Raw genomic sequence first — 20,731 nt, forward strand, 5'->3', positions numbered from 1 at the left:
ACGGGGAAGGGCTCCCCGGTTATTTCCCGCCTCGCATGTGACCCGCCTCACGCGTCATTCCGGTAAAAGCACACGATCGGTCGCCCTCAGCGAGCGCCTACGCACCCCCCGACACAGGGTGATCGAACAGGGCGCAGCCAGGACCTGCCGGCTGCCACGGACCGGAAGGCGGGCGGATGCAGCTGTCCCGACACTGGATATCCAGGCCGCGGCGCAGGCCCGTACTCGCCGCACTCGCAGCCCTCGTCCTCGCCGTCACCGTGACGGCAAGCACCGGGCGCCTCACCGCGGACCCGCAGGCCGCGGGTCCCGGCAGCCCCGGCCGAGCCGGTGCGCTCGCACCTTGCATGATCAGCGGAACCATGAGCATCCAGATGTCCGAAGGCGTCCCCACGCAGCCGGGCTACGCCCGCTCGACGGGCACCGTGCACGCCCTCAACCTCATGATCGACTTCTCGGACGCCCGCGGCCAGGGCCGCGCCACCGACCGCCTCGGCGAGTTCTTCCCGCAGACCCAGAAGTGGTTCCGCACCAGCTCCTACGGCCGCCTCGACTACCAGCCGCACGCCCCGATCAAGGACTGGCTGCGCATGCCGCGCTCGTTCGCCTCGTACGGGATAGAACGCGGCGCCCCCTTCGACCCCGGCTATCGCCAGCTGGTCGAGGACATCGTGGAGGCTGCAGATCCGGATGTGGATTTCCGTGAGTACGACCTGGTCAATGTGCTGATGACGCCCAACGCCGGGCCGTCGGCGCTCGACACGGTTCTCTCGGTGACGTTCGCGGGCAACCACGAGGCGCCCGTCGCGGACGGGGTGCCCGTCGCCAACGCCTCCTTCGTCTACTCCCGACAGGACGACGGTTCGGGCTCGTACCGCGAGACGGGCTACCGCGTACTGCCGCACGAGAACGGCCACGTCTTCGGCCTGCCCGACCTCTACACCTCGGACGGCGGCGGGGCCGTCGGCCACTGGGACATCATGAGCGAGGACTGGGGCGCCAACAACGACCTCCTCGGCTGGCACAAGTGGAAGCTCGGCTGGCTCGACGACGAACAGATCCGCTGCGCCGCGGCGCACGGCACGACCGACATCACCCTGAAGCCCCTCGCCGCGAAGGGCGGCGGCACGAAGCTCGCCTTCGTCCCCCTCGACGAACGCACCGGCTACGCCGTCGAGGTCCGCACCCGCGGCGGCAACGACGAGGCGGTGTGCAAGCCCGGCGTCCTCATCTACCGCGTCGACGCCGACATCGACACCGGCCAAGGCCCCGTCACCGTCACCGACTCCGCCCGCGACTCGGGCGGCTGCACCCGCCGCCCCAACGTGCACGCCGAACTCTCCGACGCCCCGTTCGCCTCCGGCCAGACCTTCACCGACAAGGAGAACGACCTCCGGGTCACGGTCGGCCCGGCCGAGAAGGACGGCACCCACCGCATCCACATCACCCGCACCTGACCCTCCCCGCCATTGATCCACAACCCCCGGCCCCGCCCCTCCCTCACCCGCTACACTGACGAGCACGCCTTGCCTTCGTAGCTCAGGGGATAGAGCACCGCTCTCCTAAAGCGGGTGTCGCAGGTTCGAATCCTGCCGGGGGCACCATGCCTGACCAGGCAAAACAAGGTGAGAAGCCCTCCCGGAGAACGCTCCGGGAGGGCTTTTTCATGCGTGCGGGGACAATGCGGGGACACAACTCTGCGTGACCGGCCTGTCACGGCATCAACTCCCGGTATGGGTGCGGGGACAGTGCGGGGACACGGCTCTGCGTGACCTGCCTGTCACGGCGTCAACTCCCGGGGCGTCAGGGCCTTATGCCGCGCCTTCACCAGCAGCGGACTGCTGCCCCTTTCGCGGGACGACCGCGATCGGCGCATCCGCGGCGGCCTGCTCCATCTGCGGCAGGACGCTCGTGTACGTGTCGGCGGTGAGCTTGAACGAGGAGTGCCCGAGCAGGGCCTGGATGACCTTCATATGGACGCCGGCGGCGAGGGAGAGCGTGGCGGCGCAGTGCCGCAGGTCGTGCAGGCGCACCGGTGGCAGGTTCAGCTTCTCTACGAGCCGCATGAAGACCTGGGACAGGTATTCCGGGTGGTACGGGCTCCCGTCTTCCCAGGTGAAGACGCGGCCGGATTCGACGTACGGGTGGTCGTAGCGCTTCAGCTTCTCCTTGGCCTCATCGGTCTGCGCCGCCTTCCACTCCTCGTGCCTCTGCTGCCATTCCTCCCTCTCTACCTGCTGTCGGCGCCGCCAGAACAAGAGGAGTTCCCGGGTCTGTGCGTCCAGGAGGAACGTGCGTGCGCCGCTGTCGCTCTTGGGGGTGTCTTCCCACACGTCGTAGGAGGAGGCGACGAGTTGCTCGCTGATGTGGACGACGCCGGTCTGGAGGTCGGTCTCCGCCCAGGGGAGGCCCGCTGATTCTCCTCGTCTGGGGGCCCGGAAGACCATGAGGTGGAACATCGGGTAGAGGCGGTGATCCGCTACGCCGTCGAGGAACTCGCCGGTCTGTTCCGGCGTCCAGACCATCACGGGGCCCGGCTTCTCTCCGGTCTCACGCCAGCGGGCTACGCGCTCGTCGGTCCAGACGAGCGGCTTGGGCGGTGTGTACTTGGGCAGTACGACGTGCTGGGCCCAGTTCTCGCTGATGAGCTTCTCGACGCGGTGCGCGTAGTCGAGTGCTGAGCTGAGCTCGTTCTTCATCTTGAGCTGGGTGCCGGGGCCGGTGATGTGCCACGGCTTTCGCCGCGCCTTGCGCAGCTTCTGCTTGGCCTCGCTCCATCGCTGCCGCAGCTCCGGCGGTCGCGGCCTGGCGGCCTGCTTCCAGGCGCTGTGAGCGGCCTCGACTTCCAGCTTGGCGAGCTCGACGGCAGCGCGGTTGGCCGCGTGATCTTCATTGGCGCGCCAGATCTGCTCGAACATCTCTTGGAGGTGGCGGGTGCGCAGGTCCCGCATCTTGAACTTCCCGACGGCCGGGATGAAGACGCGCTCGATGTGGTCCTCGTAGCCGGCCCGGGTGCTCTTCTTGAGGTCGACCTTCTTCTCGAACCAGCGGCGCACGAACTGCTCGAAGGTCTCGTCCGACGTGACGTCGATACCGCCGTGCGCTTTGTCCCACAGTTCTTGGGCTGCGTCTTCGGCCTTCCGCTTGGTGAGGAATCCACCCTTGCGAGGGCGCCGTCGTGTGGCTCCCAGGCCGGGCGGCAACTCGATGTAGTAGTACCAGCTTCCGTGGTCGCGCTTGCCCAAGTCCGGGCAGTCGGCGCCGAGTTCTCTACGCTTCGGCTTGCCGTCGGAGCCCAGTTCCGGTCGGCCTTCCGCGTCGACGACGGGCGTTCGGCAGGTGCAACGCCGGTACACAGACCCCTTGAACACGCATCCCTCCCATGACGTGTGCTGACTTGCGGCGGCGCTCGTGATCATACGTAGAGACAGATCAGCGCCATTTTGCGATGCACAAGCCACAGAGATTTCTACTGCAGCCAGACCTTGATCTGCGTACGTAGAGACACACGTGCTAGCTAAGAGCACGTACTGCGTTCCGATCTTGTCGCCGCCCGAAGGAGAATCTAGAGTCATCCGTGGCGGTCCGGGAGGCGCGGGGGCGAAACGGGAGTGCCCGAACATGCCCCATCGACACTTTCCAGCCACCCGCCCCAGCCCCTTGGCGGTGGGGCCAGCGTGATGACACGTGAGGAGCTCTTGGCTCTACCGGTCGCCGTCGACGTGGTGACGGCCGGCAAGGCGTTCAGCCTCGGGCGGAACAAGACGTACGACCTGGTCAACGCTGACGCGTTCCCCGTACCGGTGCACGACTACGGGGGTGCGAGGCGAGTGCTGGCGACAGATCTGTGGAAGGCGCTGGGCGTCACCCCGTGAGCGGCTCCCGAAGCGGGAGCATGTGCCGCGTGCCGGCGAGTCTGTGCCATACGGCTCGGTGCACAACTTCGTGAGCACCTAGGAACGTTCGTAGGTGCTCATGCGGGTCCGCTTGACTGGGCATTGATTGTGATCTGCGCCACTGGGCTCAGGGAGGCCGCAACCGCCTCTTCAGGGTGCACCGGGCGTGACGCCTTGAGCCGTGTCAACCGGTTGACATGAGTACTGACTGCCCCCACCTGCGCTTTTCGCAGGTGGGGGCCTTGCTTGCGCATGAACGTATGGGCTGACCTGCGGGTATGGGTGTCACCGACGTCGAACCAACGATCGTTGGATCTCAATAGACTCAGTGCGTGACGGGTTACTACAGTCCGCCCGAGGCTGGAATTTAGTCCAAGCCGGAGTGGCTGGGCCGCTCGTCGGATCGGACATCTAGGGATGACAGTGGAGGGACTTGTCATACCCTTTTGTCACGTACGTGGGGGAAGTTGGGCTGGAGAGGTTATGAGGGCTTACGGCCACGAGAACGATGGAATCACCAAGGTCCCGCGCGAGGCCGAGTACTTGGTGGCCGCTGCGCGCAAGCTCCTCGAGGAAGAAGGGGCGACGCTGGGGGGCGTCGCCGCGTGGATGACGGAGACCGCAGGGCCGACGGTGGCCGGGCGCCCGTGGTCGCCGACGTCCCTGCGCCGTCGGCTGCGGAATCCGGCAGTCGCCGGACTACGGCGCAACGCCGAGGGCGAGTTGGTGCCTGGCGTCACCGAGCCGCTGATGGACCGCGAGTTGTTCGAGGCGATCGACCGCCACTTCGCGGAGCGAGAGCGCGGCCAGGTACCGCAGCACACCTATCTGCTTTCCGGCGGGATCGCGAAGTGCGACCTGAGTGACACGACCCTCGTCTCACGATCGACGTCCAAGGGCGTGCGCGGCTATCAGTGCGAGGCGGAGGGCTGCGGCAAGATCTGGATTTCCGCCGCGCCACTCGATGCGTACGTGTCTGATCGAGCTCTGGCCAGGCTCTCCCGGCCCAACACTCTCGACAAGCTGGCCAAGTTGCGTGACGAGCTGAAGCGCGAGGCTGAGGCGGCCGCGGTTGAACTCGCTCAACTCGACAAGAGAAAGGGCGAGTTGGCCGGTGAGCTGGGGGCCAACGGCCTGACGCTGCAGGAGTACAAGCAAGCCAAGGCCAGCCTGGATGCAGCTCGCAAGGCGGCCCAGGAGACAAGGCAGCGCGGCAAGTACCTCGGCCAGCTTCCTGAGTTGACCGAGGAAGCGATCAGGGATTGGTGGGAGAACACGGCGGGCGATGAGCAGCGGCGCGCTTTCCTGCAGCTCGTGATCCGCGAAGTACGGGTGGAGCCGGCCGCCAAGCGGGGTTCCAACAAGTTCGACGAGCAGCGCTTCAACATCGTCTTCCGATAGGAAGTTGCCAGCGCAGAGGGGCAGTTCGGCTCCTGTACGCAGTTCGTACAGGTGTTTGCGCACGATTGCGGGCGCGACATAACCTGACGCCCCATCGACTCGTAGCGCGGTTGGCACATGCCGTCGGCATGGCTGCGCGCACCTACCGTGCGGGCCGATGGATCGCAGCGTGGGCCTCGAGATCACGCCTGGGAGCAAGGGGCTGGAACGTGGAAGCGGGCGACTCGCCACTGGGAGCAGGCGCCGAAGACGCCGAGGCGTGCAGGGCGAGGGCGGACTCATGGGACGGAGGGATCGACTTGGACGACATGCTCAAGGTTCTCGGCGGGGCGGACGCCGACCCCGACACGTAAGCCTCGGGGCTCTTCTTTTGGACTCTGCACTCGTGGAGACAATGTGAAGTCTTCTGCGGTCAAGATGTGAAGCCCTCGCGGTGAACCTCTCGCCCCGCCCTGCCGATCCGGGACCGCCGGGCGAGAGGCATTTTCCCTGCACCTTTATGATGCAAAAGAATTGACGGTAAAGATCGTTTAGAAATAAAGTGATGTCATCACCTCAAAGAACACCTCTTTGAGCCCTCAGAGTGCGAGGAAGTGACACACGTGAACGCCACCAAGACCGAAGTCCTGGACATCCCTCTCGACCAGGTCGAGCCCAACCCCGACCAGCCCCGCAAGTTCTTCGATGAGGGCAAGCTGAAGGAATTGGCCGCGCAGTTCGAAGAGGTTGGCCAGCTCCAGCCGATTGTGGTCCGCCGGCCGAAGGGGAAGCGCAAGTTTCAGATCATCATGGGCGAGCGTCGCTGGCGGGCGATGCACCTCGTGGACGACGCCACCACCATCAAGGGCCAGGTCGTCAAGAGCGTCGACGACGAGAAGGCGTTCGTGATGAGCATCTCGGAGAATGTCGGCCGCGCCGACATGACGCTCATGGAGGAAGCGCAGGCGTACGCGGATCTGGTCGGGTTCGGGCACTCCGCGGAGCGCATTGCTGAAATGTTCGGCAAGACGCCGGACTACGTGAAGTGGCGCATGGACCTGCTCAACCTCACGACCGATATCGCGGCGCTCGTAGCCGACGGGAAGATCAAGCCGGACTTCGCGTGGCACCTCTCCCGGCTCACTCCGGCCAATCAGAAGGCTGCCGTCATCCGTTACATGAAGGGTGACTTCAGGTCGGAGACGGACGCCTCGACTTTCGCGCAGGCGATGCGGATGAAGGAGAAGCAGGAGGGCTTCTTCTCGGACAAGGAGCTGTCGGAGAAGGAGAAGGAGGAGAAGGTCAAGGAGCGTAAGCAGGCCAAGGGCAAGGTCGATCACGTGGAGCGCGCTGGCGCCCTTCTGCAGGAACTGGCGGGCAAGACTCCGACCGAGCTCGCGGAGCTGTTCGAGGGCGAGGTCGGCAAGCACTTGGACGCGATCGAGCGCGTACGCAAGGCGGCGGCCGAGTCGGTGAAGAAGCTGCGCAAGGCCAAGGCGATGTCGGAGGCCAAGCAGCTGACCGTGCGTCCCGATCTCAAGGTCGACGGCGACCAGGAGAACGGCGACGAGCGGGACGCTCCAGAGGCCGATGCCGTGGTCGCAGAGGAGCCCACCGAGGCTGAGCTGGCCGAGGCGGCCAGGGAGCTCGCCGAGCTCACTGCGGCGGCCGAGCAGGAGCTGAGCGAGAGCGTCACCGAGGCTGCCTGAGAGGGCGGTTGCGCAGCGTGTGGCCGGGGCTCCGAGCGAGCCCCGGCCACACGCGTGTAAGGGAGCTACCCGCCTCCGGGGTAGGGCGAAAGTGGGGCTGAAGTGGGGTGATCCTGAATTCTGCGGAGCGCGGCTCGCGCACTGTCGGGGGCGGAATTCTTGGACCTTCAATGAACAAAAACACTTGTCGAGCAAAGTTGATGCAGAATAGAATTATATTGCCCAGAAGTTAGCTCTATTCGACAAGTGCAGAAGGGAATGCCATGTACGCATTCACGTTCCACGGGGTCACGTACGAGCCCACCATGAAGGGCCCGAAGGACGGAAGCTCCGAGATCGCCTTGGCCTTCGCGAACGAGAGCAGGGAAACGGCTCGTCGACTCGGAGTAGCTGGCCGGGAACTGGCTCAGGTAACGGGGGCCCTCGCGCAAGCCATCGAGGAAGGGGCGACCTGCGAACACATCCGGGAGCTTCAGGAGCACCACCAGGACACGACCCGCGGGTTCGAAGGCCTCCACCGCGAGTGGACTGCCCAGTCGAGTGCGGCCCTGAGGGTATTCCGTGACCATTGGGGCCACGGCGAGAACGAGCAGGGTTAGTCAACTGGCCAAAGCGGCTCGGTGGGACCCAATCGGTCACCCCGGGCCGTCAGGTCGTATCGACGCCCGGCCGTGGAGCGAGCGGTGCGGGCGGTGGAGGGTTGAGGATGTTCGAGCTATTCACGCACAGGTACCGCGATTTCAAGGCGGAGATGGGGGTGCCGGTACGCATCACCCTGTCGCCTCCCCGATGGGCATTGCCCTACTCCCTGGACCACAAGGTGACTGAACTCGCTCCGAGCCGGGCGTACTTCGGCTCGGGGCGTGCGGAGTTCGAGTTGGCCTACCGGGCGCAGCTCGATCGTTGCGGGGTCGAAGCGTTGGCGGCACGGTTTCAGCGGATCGCCGTCGCGGCCGGAGACCTGCGGTTGGTACTGCTGTGTTTCGAGGACTTGGCCGAGCCGGGCGAGTGGTGTCATCGGCGCATGTTCGCTGCCTGGTGGCAGGAACGGACTGGCGGCCAGGTCAGGGAACTCGGCCCGCTGGGGCCCGCGTATGAGCAGGGGGTGTTGATGTGAACTGCGCTCCTGAAAGGCGCAATTGGGCCGAGATGGCAAGGGAGGACTTCGAGAAGCCGACCGAGCCGAAGCCCGCCCCTCCCGGCCAGGGCGAGTTGTTCGAAGCGCCGCCTGTCCGCCCGAAGGCCGGTAAGGCCAGAGCGGTTGAGGATTGCCCGTACGGGACGATCGACTTGATGAGCCTCACTGAGGCTGACGAGTAGCAATCACCCCCAGGCGTCCCGGGGTCGCTCGATTGGCGAGCGCGGCAATCCGCGCTCTCCATACGTATAGACAGTACTCCGTCTGATAGCGTTTGCTTGTTGGTGAGAGCCCGCCCTTCGGGGCGGGTATCGCCGCGCGCCGGTAGTGCACCTGGCAGCACGCCCCGCCCCCGGCGGGGAGGAGCCCGTTCGAGTCGGGCCCGGCGCTCGAGGATGCGTCCGCACGGGTTCGTGGTGCGGAGCCGACCAGCCCCCGGAACCAACCCTCCAGGCGTCCCCCGCGCCTCCTGGTTCCCAGGCGGTCCAGCACGGCAGGACCAGCCCCCTGCCCCTCCGGGCCCGCATCCCACCCCGTTCTAACTATCTAACTAACTAAGTAAGTCGGCACCCTCAGTCGGAGGCTCGATGTTTCACGGATCGATCCCCGCCGACCTCCGCGCGATCATCCATGAGCACACGGCCAGTTGGGCCGGGCAGGCCGAGGACATCTACGTCGGCTGCTCGGGCAACTTCACGATCGAGCGAGTCCTGCACGACTCCGGCTTCCGACTGCATGGCTGCGACGTGCAGCTCTACTCGTCGGCGATCGGCTGGTACCTCGCCGGACAGGAACTGCCCATCACCCTGCGGGCAGAGTCCACACCCCAACTCGACTGGCTGGACTCGTACATGGACGGCCGGGCCGGGACGCTGGCCGTCGTACTCCTCGGCTCACGGTTCTTCCAATGGCTCGGCCGGGACGATCACCCGTACTACGGGCGCATGTTGGCGGCCTACCGGCATCAGTTCCCCGAGCTGCACGCCAAGACGGTTGCGAAGATCGAGGCACTGCCGCTGGCACTGGCCTCGTACGCGGCCATGGACGTCAATCAATGGCTTGCGGAGCAGGTTCCCGGCGATGCCCCCGTGGTGGCCTTCCCGCCGTTCTTCGCCGGGGACTACGAGTCGCAGTTCGCGGCCCTCGACAAGCACTTGCAATGGCCGGCGCCGGAGTACCCGACGCTGGACGATGCGGCGAAGCAGACGCTGGTGGAGCGCATCACGGACCGGCCGCACTGGGTGCTCGGACTGCACTTCGACGTCGAGGAGCTGGGCGGCCACCTGCGCGGTCAGGTCCAGACTGCGAACCGTGGTCTGCCGATCAACGTCTACTCGTCCGTTCCGCGGTCGCGGATCGTACGGCCGTCCCAGCGGCTGGAGTTGGTCAAGGCTCCACGGCTCGTACCAGGGCAGTGCCTCGGTGACCGGCTCGCGATCGCGCCGCTGAGCATGGGGCAGTTCGCGACCCTGCGGTCGCAGTACATGAACCACAACATCCGGCCCGGCACTCCGACGATGGCGCTCGCGGTCCTGGTCGACGGGGTCGTGGTGGGGGCGTTCGCGTTCTCCACGCCGAAGTACGACCCGCACAACGTGTACCTGCTGTCCGACTTCCCGGTGGCGCCCACTTCGTACGGCCGTCTCGCGAAGCTCGTGCTGTACGCGGCCCTGTCGAAGGAGGCGCAGTTTTTGGCTCAGCGCACCATGAACACCCGCCTGACCCGGCTGAACACGACGGCCTTCACCCAGCGGCCGGTGTCGATGAAGTACCGCGGCCTGCTGCACCTCAACTCCCGTAAGGAGTCGACCGATCCGGCGTATCGCTACCAGCTCGACTACGGCGCCGAGCTCGGCCGTTGGTCGCTCGCCGAGGGGTACGGGCGATGGCGTGACCGGCACGGGCAGGCAGAGGGACTCAAGGGACCCGAACTGGAGAGGAACGAGGAGACCGCAGGTGGAGACCCGAGGTGAGTGAGCCACTCAAGCCCCGCATGGTCGAGGGTGACCCGCGCGACCTGACGCTGCTGGACGTGAACGCCCGGTTCATGCGGCACGAGCAGTTCCAGCGGCTCGTCACGAACATCCGTGACGACGGAACCCTGACCTCTACTCCCCTGGTGTGGAACGACGCTGGTTCCGGTCGGCGCATCGTCCTGTCCGGCAACCACCGCACCAAGGCGGCGATCGAGGCCGGCCTTGAGCGGATCTGGTGGATGGAGATCACAGAGCCGCTCCCCCGGCAACGGCAAATCGCGCTTCAGCTGTCGCACAACGCGATCACGGGCGAGGACGATCCGGCCACCCTCAGGGCGCTGTACGACGAGCTGGAGGACGTCTCCATGCGCCTGTACTCGGGCCTGGACGACAAGACCCTGGAACTCCTCGAAGAGGTCAGTGTGCCGAGCCTGGCCGAGGCCAACCTCGACTTCGCCACGGTGCAGATCGTGTTCCTGCCCGACGAGAAGGAGGCGGCGGAGCGGGCCCTGGAAGCAGCTCGTAAGACGGCCTCTGCGGACGCCCGCTGGCTGGCGCGCATCGATCAATACGAAGCCGTTCTCGACACCTTGGACTCGGTGAAGGGCGCGCACAACATCGGCAATGTCGCCGCCGCATTCGCGATCCTGCTTGCGATGGTCGAGCGACACCTCGGCGAACTCTCCGATGGCTGGTACGACCCCGACGCACTCCTTGCCACGCGCAAGGGCAGCGCCCCCATCGAGACGGTGCTTGCGACGCGCACCATGCCGGCGGATGCGGCGGCCGTCGTCCAGCAGGCCATCGACCGGATGGAGCGGGACGGCGAGATCGAGACCGGGCACCGCTGGCGCGCCCTGGTGCTGTGGGCGGCCGACTACCTCGCCGGGGCGACGGGATGACGCATACCGATGAGGTCCGTCCAGGTCAGGTCTGGATCGACAACTACAAGCCGATGGCCGGCCGCTCCCTGCGGGTGCTTGCCGTATCCGCGCGGCACGCGCAGTGCGCCGTCCTCACCTCTCCCGCAGCCGGTGGCGCGGTCGGCCACACCGTCAGGATCCTTCTGGAACGCATGCGGCCCACGAGCACCGGTTACACCCTGCTCTACCGCCATGACGGCACACGTGTGGAAGGCGGCTCATGAACCCGGCTACGCGTGCGGAACAGCAGCTCTACGCGAAGCTGCTCAAGGAGCGCTACGGCTCTCTGGACCAGCTCGAGGCCGAGCGCTACCCCCGCGATGCGGTCTCCGCCGAGCGAGCACAGGGCGGCGCGAGCGAAGAGCAGTGGCGCAGGCAGGTCCGCGAGATAGCCACGCGGTACAGCTGGCAGCTCCAGTACCACACGGCCGACTCGCGCCGTTCCGATGCTGGTTGGCCGGACGAGGTCTTCGGGCACATCAAGCAACGGCGCACGCTCTTCATCGAGTTCAAGACCGACGACGGCCGCCTCCGCCCCGCACAGCGCGCATGGCTGGCCCACCTGTCCGACTCCGGCTTCGAGGTCGCCCTGTGGCGGCCGAGCGACCTGCACACGGTGCTGCGCGTTCTGGGTCCCGCCCGGCAGCGCGCCATCCTGCCGCCGAGCTTCCGGAGGCCCACGTCGTGACCTGCCCGTACGCCGCTGAGAGCAGCCGCTTGCACGCCGAGATCGACCAGCTGACGACCGTCCACCGGGCTGCCGCACGCCTGGCGCGCTCCCTCACCGAGCACCTGGCCGACGGCCCGTCTCGTACGGCTGAGCAACTCGCCCAGCTCCTTGAAGGGGGCCTGGAACCTGAGGACTTGGCCCCGGCCTCGGAGGGCGAGCGATGAACCTGGCGAAGGACAACGTCGGCTGGCAGCGCACACTCTCGGTGACGCCGCTGCCGGTCGAGGTCCGTCGAAGGGCGGCTCTGTACGTGGCAGCGCACGCCACGGGCGGCAGCCAGGCCGAGCGTCGGGACGACGTGAGCTCCTTGCTCGACAAGCTCGGTCTTCTGGACCAGGAACTGCGGACCCGCTGACGAGGCGTGCGCACATCGGACGAGTTAGGCGGACACGAGGACGATCCGGAGGGCGGAAGGTAGGAGCAGCAGCCGGTCATGGCAGAGCGGGCCGAAGAGTGGGAGCGGCAGCCGGGTGAGTCGGCCGCCGCGTGGGAGGCGTTTGCCTGCTATCGCGACCTCGGTCTGTCTCGCAGTCTCGGCAAGGTCACCAATACGGTTCGTAAGAACCGCAGCCTGATCGAACGCTGGTCCGTTGGGCATCAGTGGGTGCTGCGTGCAGAGGCATGGGACCGCGAGCAGGACCGGCTGTGGCGCACCGAACGCCAGCAAGCCGCTCGCGAGGTCGCCCGCCGCCACGCCCGCCTCGCCTCGGCCGCGCAGGCCAAGCTCGTCGCACAGCTGCAACAGCTCGATCCCGCGCGGCTCAGCCCGTCCGATGTGATCCGCTGGCTGGAGGTCACGGTCCGCATCGAGCGCCAGGCCTACGGGATCGATCTCACTGAGGTCGCTGCCAACAGCCCTTCCGCCATCGACGTAGCGGACGTGTCCGGTCTGAGTGATGAGGAACGTCGAGCGCGGATGGAACAACTCCGACGTGAACTCGAAGCCCGTATCGGGGTGTTGGGAAGCGGTGCGTCATGACGGACAGAGGGGCCTCCCTCCCGAACCCGGCCGTCATGTCAGATGCCCAGCTGCATCACGAGGTCGCCGCGCTCCTGGAGGCAGACGTCCAGGCAGCCCGCCGCTGGGCCTGCGACCGTCAGGAGTGCGACGGACTGCCACACGAAGGCTGGCTCCATCACCACGCCCGCGGCAGCCAGCACACTCCTGCGAGTGAATGGACTTCGTGGCTCCTTCTCACTGGACGCGGCTGGGGAAAGATGCTGGCCGTGGACACAGTCATCCCCACGCCGAACGGCTGGAAGAAGAATGGTGAACTCCGCGTCGGCGACCAGGTATTCGACGAGTCCGGGCGTCCGTGCACGGTTACGGCAGTGTTCGATGCTGTGCCCGACCGCGCGTACCGGTTGCACTTTTCAGACGGCACGACGATCGATGCCTGCGCGGACCACCAATGGGTCACATGGGACTCGGCGGCGCGCAAGGCTCTCAATCGGTCTGCGGGGACCGATGGCCAGTTCCCGGAAGACTGGCCGTCCTGGAGAGCGCCCGGGAGGTGGGGCATCGGACGGTCTGACGGCAGTGGGCCTCGCATGGTGACCACGCAGCAGATCGTCGACACCATCACTGTCGGCAAACGCGGCGACACGAATCACGCGGTGCCGACCTGCGGGCCGCTGGAGCTCCCTGAAGCCGAACTCCCGGTTGATCCCTACCTTTTTGGTGTCTGGCTCGGAGATGGCGACAGCGGGCAGGCAGTCATCACGTCGGCCGACGAAGAAGTTCCCGCCGCCTTCGAAGCGGCTGGCCATCCGGTGCTTCAGGTAGAGCATCGCGAGGGATTCTGCCCTCGTTGGTCGATCAGCAGGCTGCTTCCGCGGCTTCGAACCCTGGGCGTACTTGCCAACAAGCACGTACCAGGCGTCTACCTGCGGGCCTCTCGGCAGCAGCGCATGGATCTGCTCGCGGGTTTGATGGACGCGGACGGGTATGCCGAGGCTTCGAAGGTCGAGTTCTGCACCACGAAACGCCAACTTGCTGACGCTGTCGTAGAGCTCGCCCGATCGCTGGGGCAGAAGCCACGGGTGTACGAGGAGCGCGCCAGGCACGCGGGCAAGGATCACGGGCCTCGGTGGCGGGTGGCATGGAGGTCCACAATCCCGGTGTTCCGGCTTCCCCGGAAGCAGGACCGACATGCTCTCGGCAGGGCACCCCAACAGCTCCGCAATCACCACCGAATGATCGTCCGTGCGGAGCCGATTCCTCCACAACCGATGCGGTGCCTGTCGGTCGACTCGCCCCACCGCATGTATCTGGCGGGTGAGGGGATGATCCCCACACACAACACCCGAACCGCCGCCGAGGCCGTACGAGACTGGGCTACGACGCCTGGCACGATGATCGCGGTTGTCGCGAAGAATGCCACGCTGGTCAAGGAGATCTGCTTCGAGTCCCCCAAGTCCGGCCTCCTCGCGGTGATCCCGCCCGAGGACATCCGCCGCTACAGCCCAGGAAACGGCCTGACGACCCTCCGCCTGAAGAACGGCTCGGCGATCTACGGCTTCGGCGCCGAGACCCCCGACAACCTGCGTGGCTTCGCCTTCGACAAGGGCTGGCTGGACGAGTACGCGGCGTGGAACCGGCACACCGCGCAGTCCGTGTACGACATGCTTTGGTTCTGCCTGCGTGAGGCCCCGAGCCCGCAGGTGGTCATCTCCACCACCCCCAAGCCGCTCCCACACATCCGGCGCCTGGTTGAACGCGGCCGTACGACGCCATCAGCCTCCCGCCCGGGCGTCGTACTGACCACCGGGCGCATGGAGGACAACCGCGCCAACCTCTCCGCGGCCGCACTCGCCGAGCTCGACTCCGAGTACGGCGGGACCCGGCTCGGCCAACAGGAGTTGGACGGCGTGCTGTTGGAGGATGTCGAGGGCGCGCTGTGGAAGCAGTGGATGTTCGAGGTCGAGGGCTTCCGTGTTGCCCGTGCCGCCGTCCCGCCGCTCGACCGCCTGGTCGTCGCGGTGGACCCAGCGGTCACGACGGCCGAGGACGCCGACTTCACGGCCTTCACGGTGGCCGGCCGCTCGTACCCCCTGGAGCAGATGTACGGCGACCGCCGCCCCCGCGGCTATCTCCTCCATACCGAGCAGGACCGCTACACCCCCACAGCGGCGATGCGTCGCGCAGCCACGCTCTACCACGAGCACCAGGCGGACTGCGTGGTCATCGAGGCCAACAACGGAGGCGAGTACCTCCCGGCGCTCCTTGAAGCAGTCGACCCGACAGTGCAGTGGCGCATCGTCCACGCCACGCGCAACAAGCGGGCACGTGCGGCCCCGGTTGCGATGCTGTACGAGCAGTCCAGGATCACGCACGCCGGTCCGGCGCGTACGTTCGCGGCGCTTGAGGAGCAGATGACGGCGTACGTCGGAGCCAGCGAACACGAGGAGAAGTCGCCGGATCTGTTGGACTCGGCGGTTTGGGCGCTGACGGATCTGTTCCTGGATTCTTCGGCGCCTGGCGCCCCGTCACGACCAACGGACGAACGGCTCACCGGGCGCCGCTGACAGCTCCACGGAGCAAGGCGCCGATGCCTACAGTCAGCTTGTTCAAGGCGTAATCCCCCTCGGGCTCTCGGCGGCGGGCTGGCCGCATGAGGGCGGCGAACCGTGGCCGCCCACACCACCAAGTCCCCGCCACACGAGGAGACAGGTTATAAATTCACCGCCGCAGATGCGGTACCGTTCTTATAAGGTCTTGTGGTCGACTTCAACCGGAGGCTTCATGGTTCTGCCCCTCGCTGCGCCCGATCCTGATGACGTCCACGCGCAGCTCGCCACACTCGGCACCAAGCTCGATTACCTGCACCCGGCCCTCCACGCAGGCGAGGCCGCGCGGCGAACGGCAGCGCCGAACCACCCGTCAAACACCCCGGGGACCCGTGCATACCAGGAGCACGTGCGACTCATACGAGAGGCGCACATTCGCCACGCGGGCTGGAAGCGGCTCGTGCACGACCACTTGGAAGTGGTCTGCAACCCCGCCCGCACCCGGGCAATCGGCGTGATGGTGGGCGACGCGGCAACGGGTGACCGCCGCTTGCACCCGACGAACCTCCACCGCCGTGGAGCGGCTACACAGAGGGCGGCGGAGAAGAACACTCAGCTCGAGCTGTTCCCCCGTCCGACAGCCTCGAAAGAGGTTCTGCTCGACACCGAGGAGTCGGCCGAGCTCCAGCTCTGGTTCCTGGTGTCCTACCGCGTTCAGACAGGTGACGCGGTACGGATCCACAGCGAGCTTTCGCTGCCGGGGCAGGTGCAGCGCGGGTTCGTCGTGGACTGGAAGAGGCGTATCCCTCTGCCCGTCATCGAGATGGACGGAATCGAACTGTCGGACGATGATGGACCCGACGAGATCGACATCCAGGTCGATTTCCGCTGACGTCCACAGACGTGCGGTGCCGGGCCACCCGGTGCCGCACCGCGCACCACCGAACACTGAGGCAGTCTCACTATGGTGACTCCATCCCGTATCACGCTGGCCAGAAAGCGCCGTGGACTGACGCTCGCGGAGCTGTCCCAGCGTGCGGGTGTCTCCCTGCAGAGCCTGTCCAACTACGAGACCGGCCGGACCACCCCGCGCCCGGCCACCATCGCGCGCCTAGCCTCCGCGGTCGACTTCCCGGAGAGCTTCTTCCACGGTCCGGAGATCGACGAACTGCCCGCAGAGGGCATCTCCTGGCGAGCTCGGACCAAGACACCGCCACGCACGCTAGAAGCAGCCCGCTCCGCCGGCACCCTCGCCGCCGAACTCTACGAGTGGATCAACCAGCGCTTCCGGCTCCCGCATCCAGATATCCCATCGCTCGGCAAGCCCGACCCGGAGACCGCTGCCGAGATGCTCCGGACGCGTTGGGGACTCGGCTGCGCCCCCGCACCCAACATGGTCCACCTCCTTGAGGCTCATGGCATTCGCGTCTTCTCGCTTGCGCCGGACTATGTGGAGGTCGATGCCTTCGCGGTATGGCGCGGGACTACGCCCTTCGTGTTCCTGAACATGATGAAGTCACCGGAGCGCGGGCGCTTCGATGCTGCGCACGAGCTCGGGCACCTGGTCATGCACGGTAGCGATCACCACTGCACGGGCCCCGAGGCCGAACGGCAGGCGAACACGTTTGCCAGTGCCTTCCTCATGCCCGAATCCAGCGTCCTCGGGCACATGCCCGCCGGGGCGCACGTTGATCAGATCCTCAAGGGCAAGCGCATCTGGAAGGTGTCCGCCATGGCCCTGACCTATCGCATGCACGACCTGGACCTGCTCAGCGACTGGCAGTACCGGTCAGTGTGCGCGGAGCTGAGCAAGCGCGGATACCGGACTGACGAACCTCAGGGCATGAAGAGGCGGGAGACCTCGCAAGTCCTGACCAAGGTCTTTCAAGGTCTCTGGTCGACAGGAGTCAGTCCCTCTGACGTGGCCTCTGAAGTCGGCATCAGCCTGGACGAGATGAACAAGATGCTCTTCGACCTGACCACCACGGTCACAGCAAAAGACGTGGGTAGCGAGGGTGTGTCCGGCCCTCCCGCGCGGGCACTGTCCCTGGTTCGCTAAGCATCGACCGGGTCGCCATGGCCACCCCGAGACGCCTCCGCGTTTCGGGGCGCGAAGTCCAACTGGCAGCTACGGATGGGGCCGTGGGCACGAGCAGCTGTTCCCGGGCAAGCGCGGAAACAGCGAAGGACGTAGGCCCTGCTGCAACCCGCGGGCCGGAGAGCTCTCTGCGTCAACGGCGGTACGCAAAGCGGGACTTAGACTGCGCCCTCCTCGTGCCCCGGAACGGAGCTGGCCATGAGTCGTTGGCGCAACCTGATCATCGATACCTGGGGAGCCCTCTCATACAAGCCCGCATTCCAGCAGGCAGCCAAGGGGCGAGCCAGCACTCTCCCCGGTCCCACGGCAGCCTCGTGGATTCCGGAAACGGACCGGCGCCGTCTGGCTGCCTACTCGGTCCTTGCCGCGTACGACACCAATCAGGCGGCGGCCCTGCTGGGGGACGAGGGCGAGGACCGCCGCGAGTACGGCGACGCCTCCCTCATCGTTGATCAAACGCTGAGCCACTTGCTCGGCGAGACGCCGAAGATCGTGATCGGGGACGACCAAGACGCCGACGCCGACGCCGACTCCGGGGAGCGCGAGCATCTCGTGCAAGCGTGGGCAGAGTCCGAGCACCTCTGGATGCGGATGCAGCATGCCGAGCGCACCGCTGTCCTCCTGGGTGACACCGTGTACCTGCTGGCCTGGTCACGCACCAAGAATCGCCCCGTGCTGCAGACCATCGACCCTGGCTTCTACTTCCCGGTTCTGACAGACGCCGCGCTCGGTGCCGACGAGTACCCGGAGCGGGTACATCTGGCCTGGGAGGTCCCAGCAGACCCTGCCACCGGACGCCGGGCAACACTCCGGCGAGTCACTTACGAACTCGGCCCCATCGATGATGAACCCAATACTCAACGCCAGTACCCCTGGTCACCCCAGCCGAGCAGCCGCACGTGCTATCTCACCGACGCCGAATGGGACTTGGAGCACGTTCAGCGAGCCGACAGCATCGATGCGCTCTCGCTCAAGCACGCTCGATTCCGAACAAACGCCGACGGCGACGTACTCAATCGGCTCGACCTACGGCTGGACTTCCTCCCGATCGTCCATGTACCGAACACCATCACCGGGCCGGAGCACTTCGGGCAGTCCAGCCTTCTGTCGGCCGCCCAGCTTCTCGACGACCTCGGTGCCGCGGACACCGACAGTCAACGCGCCGCTGCGACGACTGGATCGCCGATCATCGGTTTGTCAGGGGCCCGGCTTCCTGTTGATCGCAAGACGGGTCAGCCGCTGCCCGTTCAGGTGGCACCGGGCGTGGTGTGGCCGCTCGGTGAGAGTGGCCAGTTGAGCACGGTGGACACGTCTGCTCAGCTCGCCGAGATGCGTTCCTACGTAGGGGTGCTGCGTGACCGATTGTCGGTGATCAGTCGGCTGCCGGGCAGTGTTCTCGGCACGGTGGCGCCGTCCGAAGTGCCTTCCGGGTACGCGATGCAGCTGAGCTTCGGCCCGTTGGACGCGATGGTGCGCTCGATGCGGTTGGCGCGGGCCGAAAAGTACGCGCTGCTGCTGAAGATGGTGATGCGCCTGTACCAGGCTGGCGGTGTGCTGCCCGCTGGGGAGAATCCGCGCGCTGAGGTGGCTTTCGGCTCGTACCTGCCCAGCGACCAGGCGGGAACGTTGGACCTGGTGGTCCGCGGGGTTCAGGCTGGCGTGCTGTCGCTGGAGACTGGGGTGCGGATGATGTCTGAAGGCGGCTTCCCCGTCCCGGAGGTCGGGCTTGAGTTGGGCCGTCTCCGAGTGGAGAAAGAATCAGCCCTTGCGCGGCAGGTGGAGCCTGAGGAGACAGAACCTGCGGACGGTGCGGCCGACGCGTGACGGGAACGACTGGAGGCATGGTGAGGTGATGGGGGGACTCTTGGTGCAGTGAAGGGGAATGGACATGACGTGGGGCCCAACCTGGCGGGGAAGCCGTCGCATACCCACTGCGGCCGCCGTCTGCGCGCTGTTGTCGGCACCGCTGACCGCCTGCTCGCCAGCAGGCGTCGCAGCAAGTTGCGTCCCGCCGAAGTCGAAGTCGGTCAGTGCCTCCGACCTTGTCGGCACCTTCGAGGGAGCCAAGGACGCGGACGGCGCTGGCATCGTGTTGAAGGAGAAGCCCGGCGAGGACGGCGGCACGCTCTCGGTGCACAACTGGCCCACCGGGGAGTACTACCGGGACACCCTGGGTGCCACCTTCGACGGCACCGGAACGTGGGAGATCCAGCCCGCTTCGAAGACCGTCAAGTACCCCTTGCTGCAACTGCACTTCGAAGAACCGAAGGAGTTTGCCCCCGAGGACACGGTGGACATGCTGAGCGTCGCTTACGACAGCAAACGGACTGTGATCTACGAGGACGCCGACCCCGACGTCTGCCCCAAGTTCCGCCTGGAGCTCCAGGGGAACTGAGCCAGCCGCTGATGGCCTCGCCAGTCGAGCTGTTACTCAGAGCTCAGCGGCAGGCCAGCAACCTGTGTCGCGTCTTGAGCGCTGAGGATGAAGAAGCTCTTCTCGATCTTCTGGAGCATGGGCACCGCCTGGTGTAGGACGGCCCAAGGGTCCGCCTCTGCCGGGATGCGGCGGATGGCGAGCCCTCGTCGTAAACGAATCCAGCATGCTCCAGGGCGGTAGCGACGGCACCGCCGCACGGACCATCAGCGATCCAGCCGAGTTCAGGGTGCTCGCCGAAGACGATGGGCGCTTCACCAGAGAGATCCTCTCTTTCAGCACTGCTCTCAGCGAGGCCCAGCCCGTCCTCGGCCTCCTGGGCATCTGGCTCTTGCTGCCCTGTCGCATCGCGGATCGCGGCTGACCCGATGAGGTGCTGCAGTAGTGCCGGGCCGCGCTCGCCCAACTCAGCCTTGCGGGAGGCAAAGGCGAGCAGCTTTTGGAACCCGTCGGGCCCATAGCCCGCGAGCCATTCATCCAGGGTCAGGTCGCCGCCGAAGCTCACTCGATAGTCGTCACGGTCATGGTGCTGGACAGCGGCGATCACCTCCACGGCGAACTCAACCGCCGCAGAATCGACACCGAAGCGTTCAGCTTCGGCACGCAGCTGCTCGCGTCGAGTGCTGTTCTCCACGCTTCGCCTCACGTGATCACGATCGAGGTCGGCGGGGGGCTGATGGGCGAACTCTGCGGTCAGAGTCCCTTAGGTGCAGAGGGTCGGCAGGCAGGTGGAATCGCACAGTTGGTTCCCTGTACGGGTCTTGTCAGTGGTAGCTCCTACACTCCGCTGATGCAACGCCCACGGGTACGTATCGACTACAAGGTCGCTTGCATACGCGGTAGTTCACCGTCATCACCTGCTGGCAGAGCTTCACGGAGTGGAACTCACCATGCAGTCCGGAGCCCTTACCGCAGCCGTGCAACCAAGGGGGATTAA

The 20,731-nt window shown here is 66.2% G+C and carries 20 protein-coding genes, 2 tRNA genes and 1 pseudogene; 21 read left to right on the top strand and 2 right to left on the bottom strand.

What is annotated here, in order from left to right; all coding sequences use genetic code 11:
- Positions 1-176 precede the first annotated feature (176 nt).
- Entirely contained in the window at positions 177-1,457 is a 1,281-nt protein-coding gene (locus RCO28_RS30695) for a M6 family metalloprotease domain-containing protein (protein ID WP_308944569.1), read from the top strand.
- A 71-nt stretch (positions 1,458-1,528) separates the two neighbouring features.
- Positions 1,529-1,604, top strand: a tRNA-Arg gene (locus RCO28_RS30700).
- Positions 1,605-1,811: 207 nt separating this feature from the next.
- On the opposite strand, the gene RCO28_RS30705 is transcribed toward RCO28_RS30700, so the two are convergent.
- On the bottom strand, positions 1,812-3,371 hold the full coding sequence (locus tag RCO28_RS30705) for a site-specific integrase (RefSeq protein ID WP_308944570.1): 1,560 nt from the start codon (positions 3,369-3,371) through the stop codon (positions 1,812-1,814).
- Between the two features lie 327 nt (positions 3,372-3,698).
- Here RCO28_RS30705 and RCO28_RS30710 point away from each other — a divergent pair, with 327 nt between their 5' ends.
- The 19 genes and pseudogenes from RCO28_RS30710 (at position 3,699) to RCO28_RS30800 (ending at position 19,755) form a co-directional block, all read left to right on the top strand.
- Entirely contained in the window at positions 3,699-3,875 is a 177-nt protein-coding gene (locus RCO28_RS30710; RefSeq protein WP_308944571.1) for a DNA-binding protein, read from the top strand.
- 504 nt (positions 3,876-4,379) lie between these two features.
- Positions 4,380-5,297 carry a recombinase family protein gene (locus RCO28_RS30715; RefSeq protein ID WP_308944572.1) on the top strand — a complete coding sequence of 306 codons (918 nt, stop codon included), beginning with the start codon at positions 4,380-4,382 and terminating at the stop codon, positions 5,295-5,297.
- 602 nt (positions 5,298-5,899) lie between these two features.
- A complete protein-coding gene (locus tag RCO28_RS30720; protein WP_308944573.1) occupies positions 5,900-6,985 on the top strand; it encodes a ParB/RepB/Spo0J family partition protein in 1,086 nt (361 codons plus the stop codon).
- A 263-nt stretch (positions 6,986-7,248) separates the two neighbouring features.
- The gene (locus RCO28_RS30725) at positions 7,249-7,584 is read left to right on the top strand and encodes a hypothetical protein (RefSeq protein WP_308944574.1); all 336 of its coding nucleotides are present in this window, start codon (positions 7,249-7,251) and stop codon (positions 7,582-7,584) included.
- Positions 7,585-7,691: 107 nt separating this feature from the next.
- On the top strand, positions 7,692-8,102 hold the full coding sequence (locus RCO28_RS30730) for a hypothetical protein (RefSeq protein WP_308944575.1): 411 nt from the start codon (positions 7,692-7,694) through the stop codon (positions 8,100-8,102).
- A 339-nt stretch (positions 8,103-8,441) separates the two neighbouring features.
- Positions 8,442-8,513, top strand: a tRNA-Gly gene (locus RCO28_RS30735).
- A gap of 197 nt (positions 8,514-8,710) precedes the next feature.
- Positions 8,711-10,096, top strand: a complete 1,386-nt coding sequence (locus RCO28_RS30740; RefSeq protein ID WP_308944576.1) for a hypothetical protein — start codon at positions 8,711-8,713, stop codon at positions 10,094-10,096.
- Positions 10,093-11,001 (top strand): ParB/Srx family N-terminal domain-containing protein, encoded by a 909-nt coding sequence (locus RCO28_RS30745; protein WP_308944577.1) that lies wholly within the window; start codon positions 10,093-10,095, stop codon positions 10,999-11,001. The genes RCO28_RS30740 and RCO28_RS30745 overlap by 4 nt, the downstream gene beginning before the upstream one ends.
- Positions 10,998-11,246 (top strand): DUF6354 family protein, encoded by a 249-nt coding sequence (locus RCO28_RS30750; RefSeq protein ID WP_308944578.1) that lies wholly within the window; start codon positions 10,998-11,000, stop codon positions 11,244-11,246. Before RCO28_RS30745 ends, RCO28_RS30750 begins: the two co-directional genes overlap by 4 nt.
- On the top strand, positions 11,243-11,710 hold the full coding sequence (locus RCO28_RS30755) for a VRR-NUC domain-containing protein (protein WP_308944579.1): 468 nt from the start codon (positions 11,243-11,245) through the stop codon (positions 11,708-11,710). Before RCO28_RS30750 ends, RCO28_RS30755 begins: the two co-directional genes overlap by 4 nt.
- Positions 11,707-11,916: a hypothetical protein gene (locus RCO28_RS30760; protein WP_308944580.1), complete on the top strand. Its 210-nt coding sequence runs from the start codon at positions 11,707-11,709 to the stop codon at positions 11,914-11,916. The genes RCO28_RS30755 and RCO28_RS30760 overlap by 4 nt, the downstream gene beginning before the upstream one ends.
- Positions 11,913-12,107 (top strand): hypothetical protein, encoded by a 195-nt coding sequence (locus RCO28_RS30765; protein WP_308944581.1) that lies wholly within the window; start codon positions 11,913-11,915, stop codon positions 12,105-12,107. Before RCO28_RS30760 ends, RCO28_RS30765 begins: the two co-directional genes overlap by 4 nt.
- Positions 12,108-12,185: 78 nt before the next feature.
- Entirely contained in the window at positions 12,186-12,731 is a 546-nt protein-coding gene (locus RCO28_RS30770) for a hypothetical protein (protein ID WP_308944582.1), read from the top strand.
- 953 nt (positions 12,732-13,684) lie between these two features.
- Positions 13,685-13,774, top strand: a pseudogene (locus RCO28_RS39500) (hypothetical protein); the annotation flags it as partial.
- A 264-nt stretch (positions 13,775-14,038) separates the two neighbouring features.
- Positions 14,039-15,280: a terminase large subunit domain-containing protein gene (locus RCO28_RS30780; RefSeq protein ID WP_308944584.1), complete on the top strand. Its 1,242-nt coding sequence runs from the start codon at positions 14,039-14,041 to the stop codon at positions 15,278-15,280.
- Between the two features lie 217 nt (positions 15,281-15,497).
- Positions 15,498-16,154, top strand: a complete 657-nt coding sequence (locus tag RCO28_RS30785; RefSeq protein ID WP_308944585.1) for a hypothetical protein — start codon at positions 15,498-15,500, stop codon at positions 16,152-16,154.
- A gap of 72 nt (positions 16,155-16,226) precedes the next feature.
- Positions 16,227-17,321, top strand: coding sequence for an XRE family transcriptional regulator (locus RCO28_RS30790; protein WP_308944586.1), 1,095 nt, complete (start codon positions 16,227-16,229; stop codon positions 17,319-17,321).
- A 237-nt stretch (positions 17,322-17,558) separates the two neighbouring features.
- Positions 17,559-19,184, top strand: coding sequence for a hypothetical protein (locus RCO28_RS30795; RefSeq protein ID WP_308944587.1), 1,626 nt, complete (start codon positions 17,559-17,561; stop codon positions 19,182-19,184).
- A gap of 64 nt (positions 19,185-19,248) precedes the next feature.
- Positions 19,249-19,755, top strand: coding sequence for a hypothetical protein (locus tag RCO28_RS30800; protein ID WP_308944588.1), 507 nt, complete (start codon positions 19,249-19,251; stop codon positions 19,753-19,755).
- 43 nt (positions 19,756-19,798) lie between these two features.
- Here the strand turns inward: RCO28_RS30800 and RCO28_RS30805 are convergent, their stop codons facing one another.
- Positions 19,799-20,428 carry a hypothetical protein gene (locus tag RCO28_RS30805; protein WP_308944589.1) on the bottom strand — a complete coding sequence of 210 codons (630 nt, stop codon included), beginning with the start codon at positions 20,426-20,428 and terminating at the stop codon, positions 19,799-19,801.
- Positions 20,429-20,731: the final 303 nt, after the last annotated feature.

This window comes from Streptomyces sp. LHD-70, assembly GCF_031157275.1.
Classification (GTDB): Bacteria; Actinomycetota; Actinomycetes; order Streptomycetales; family Streptomycetaceae; genus Streptomyces.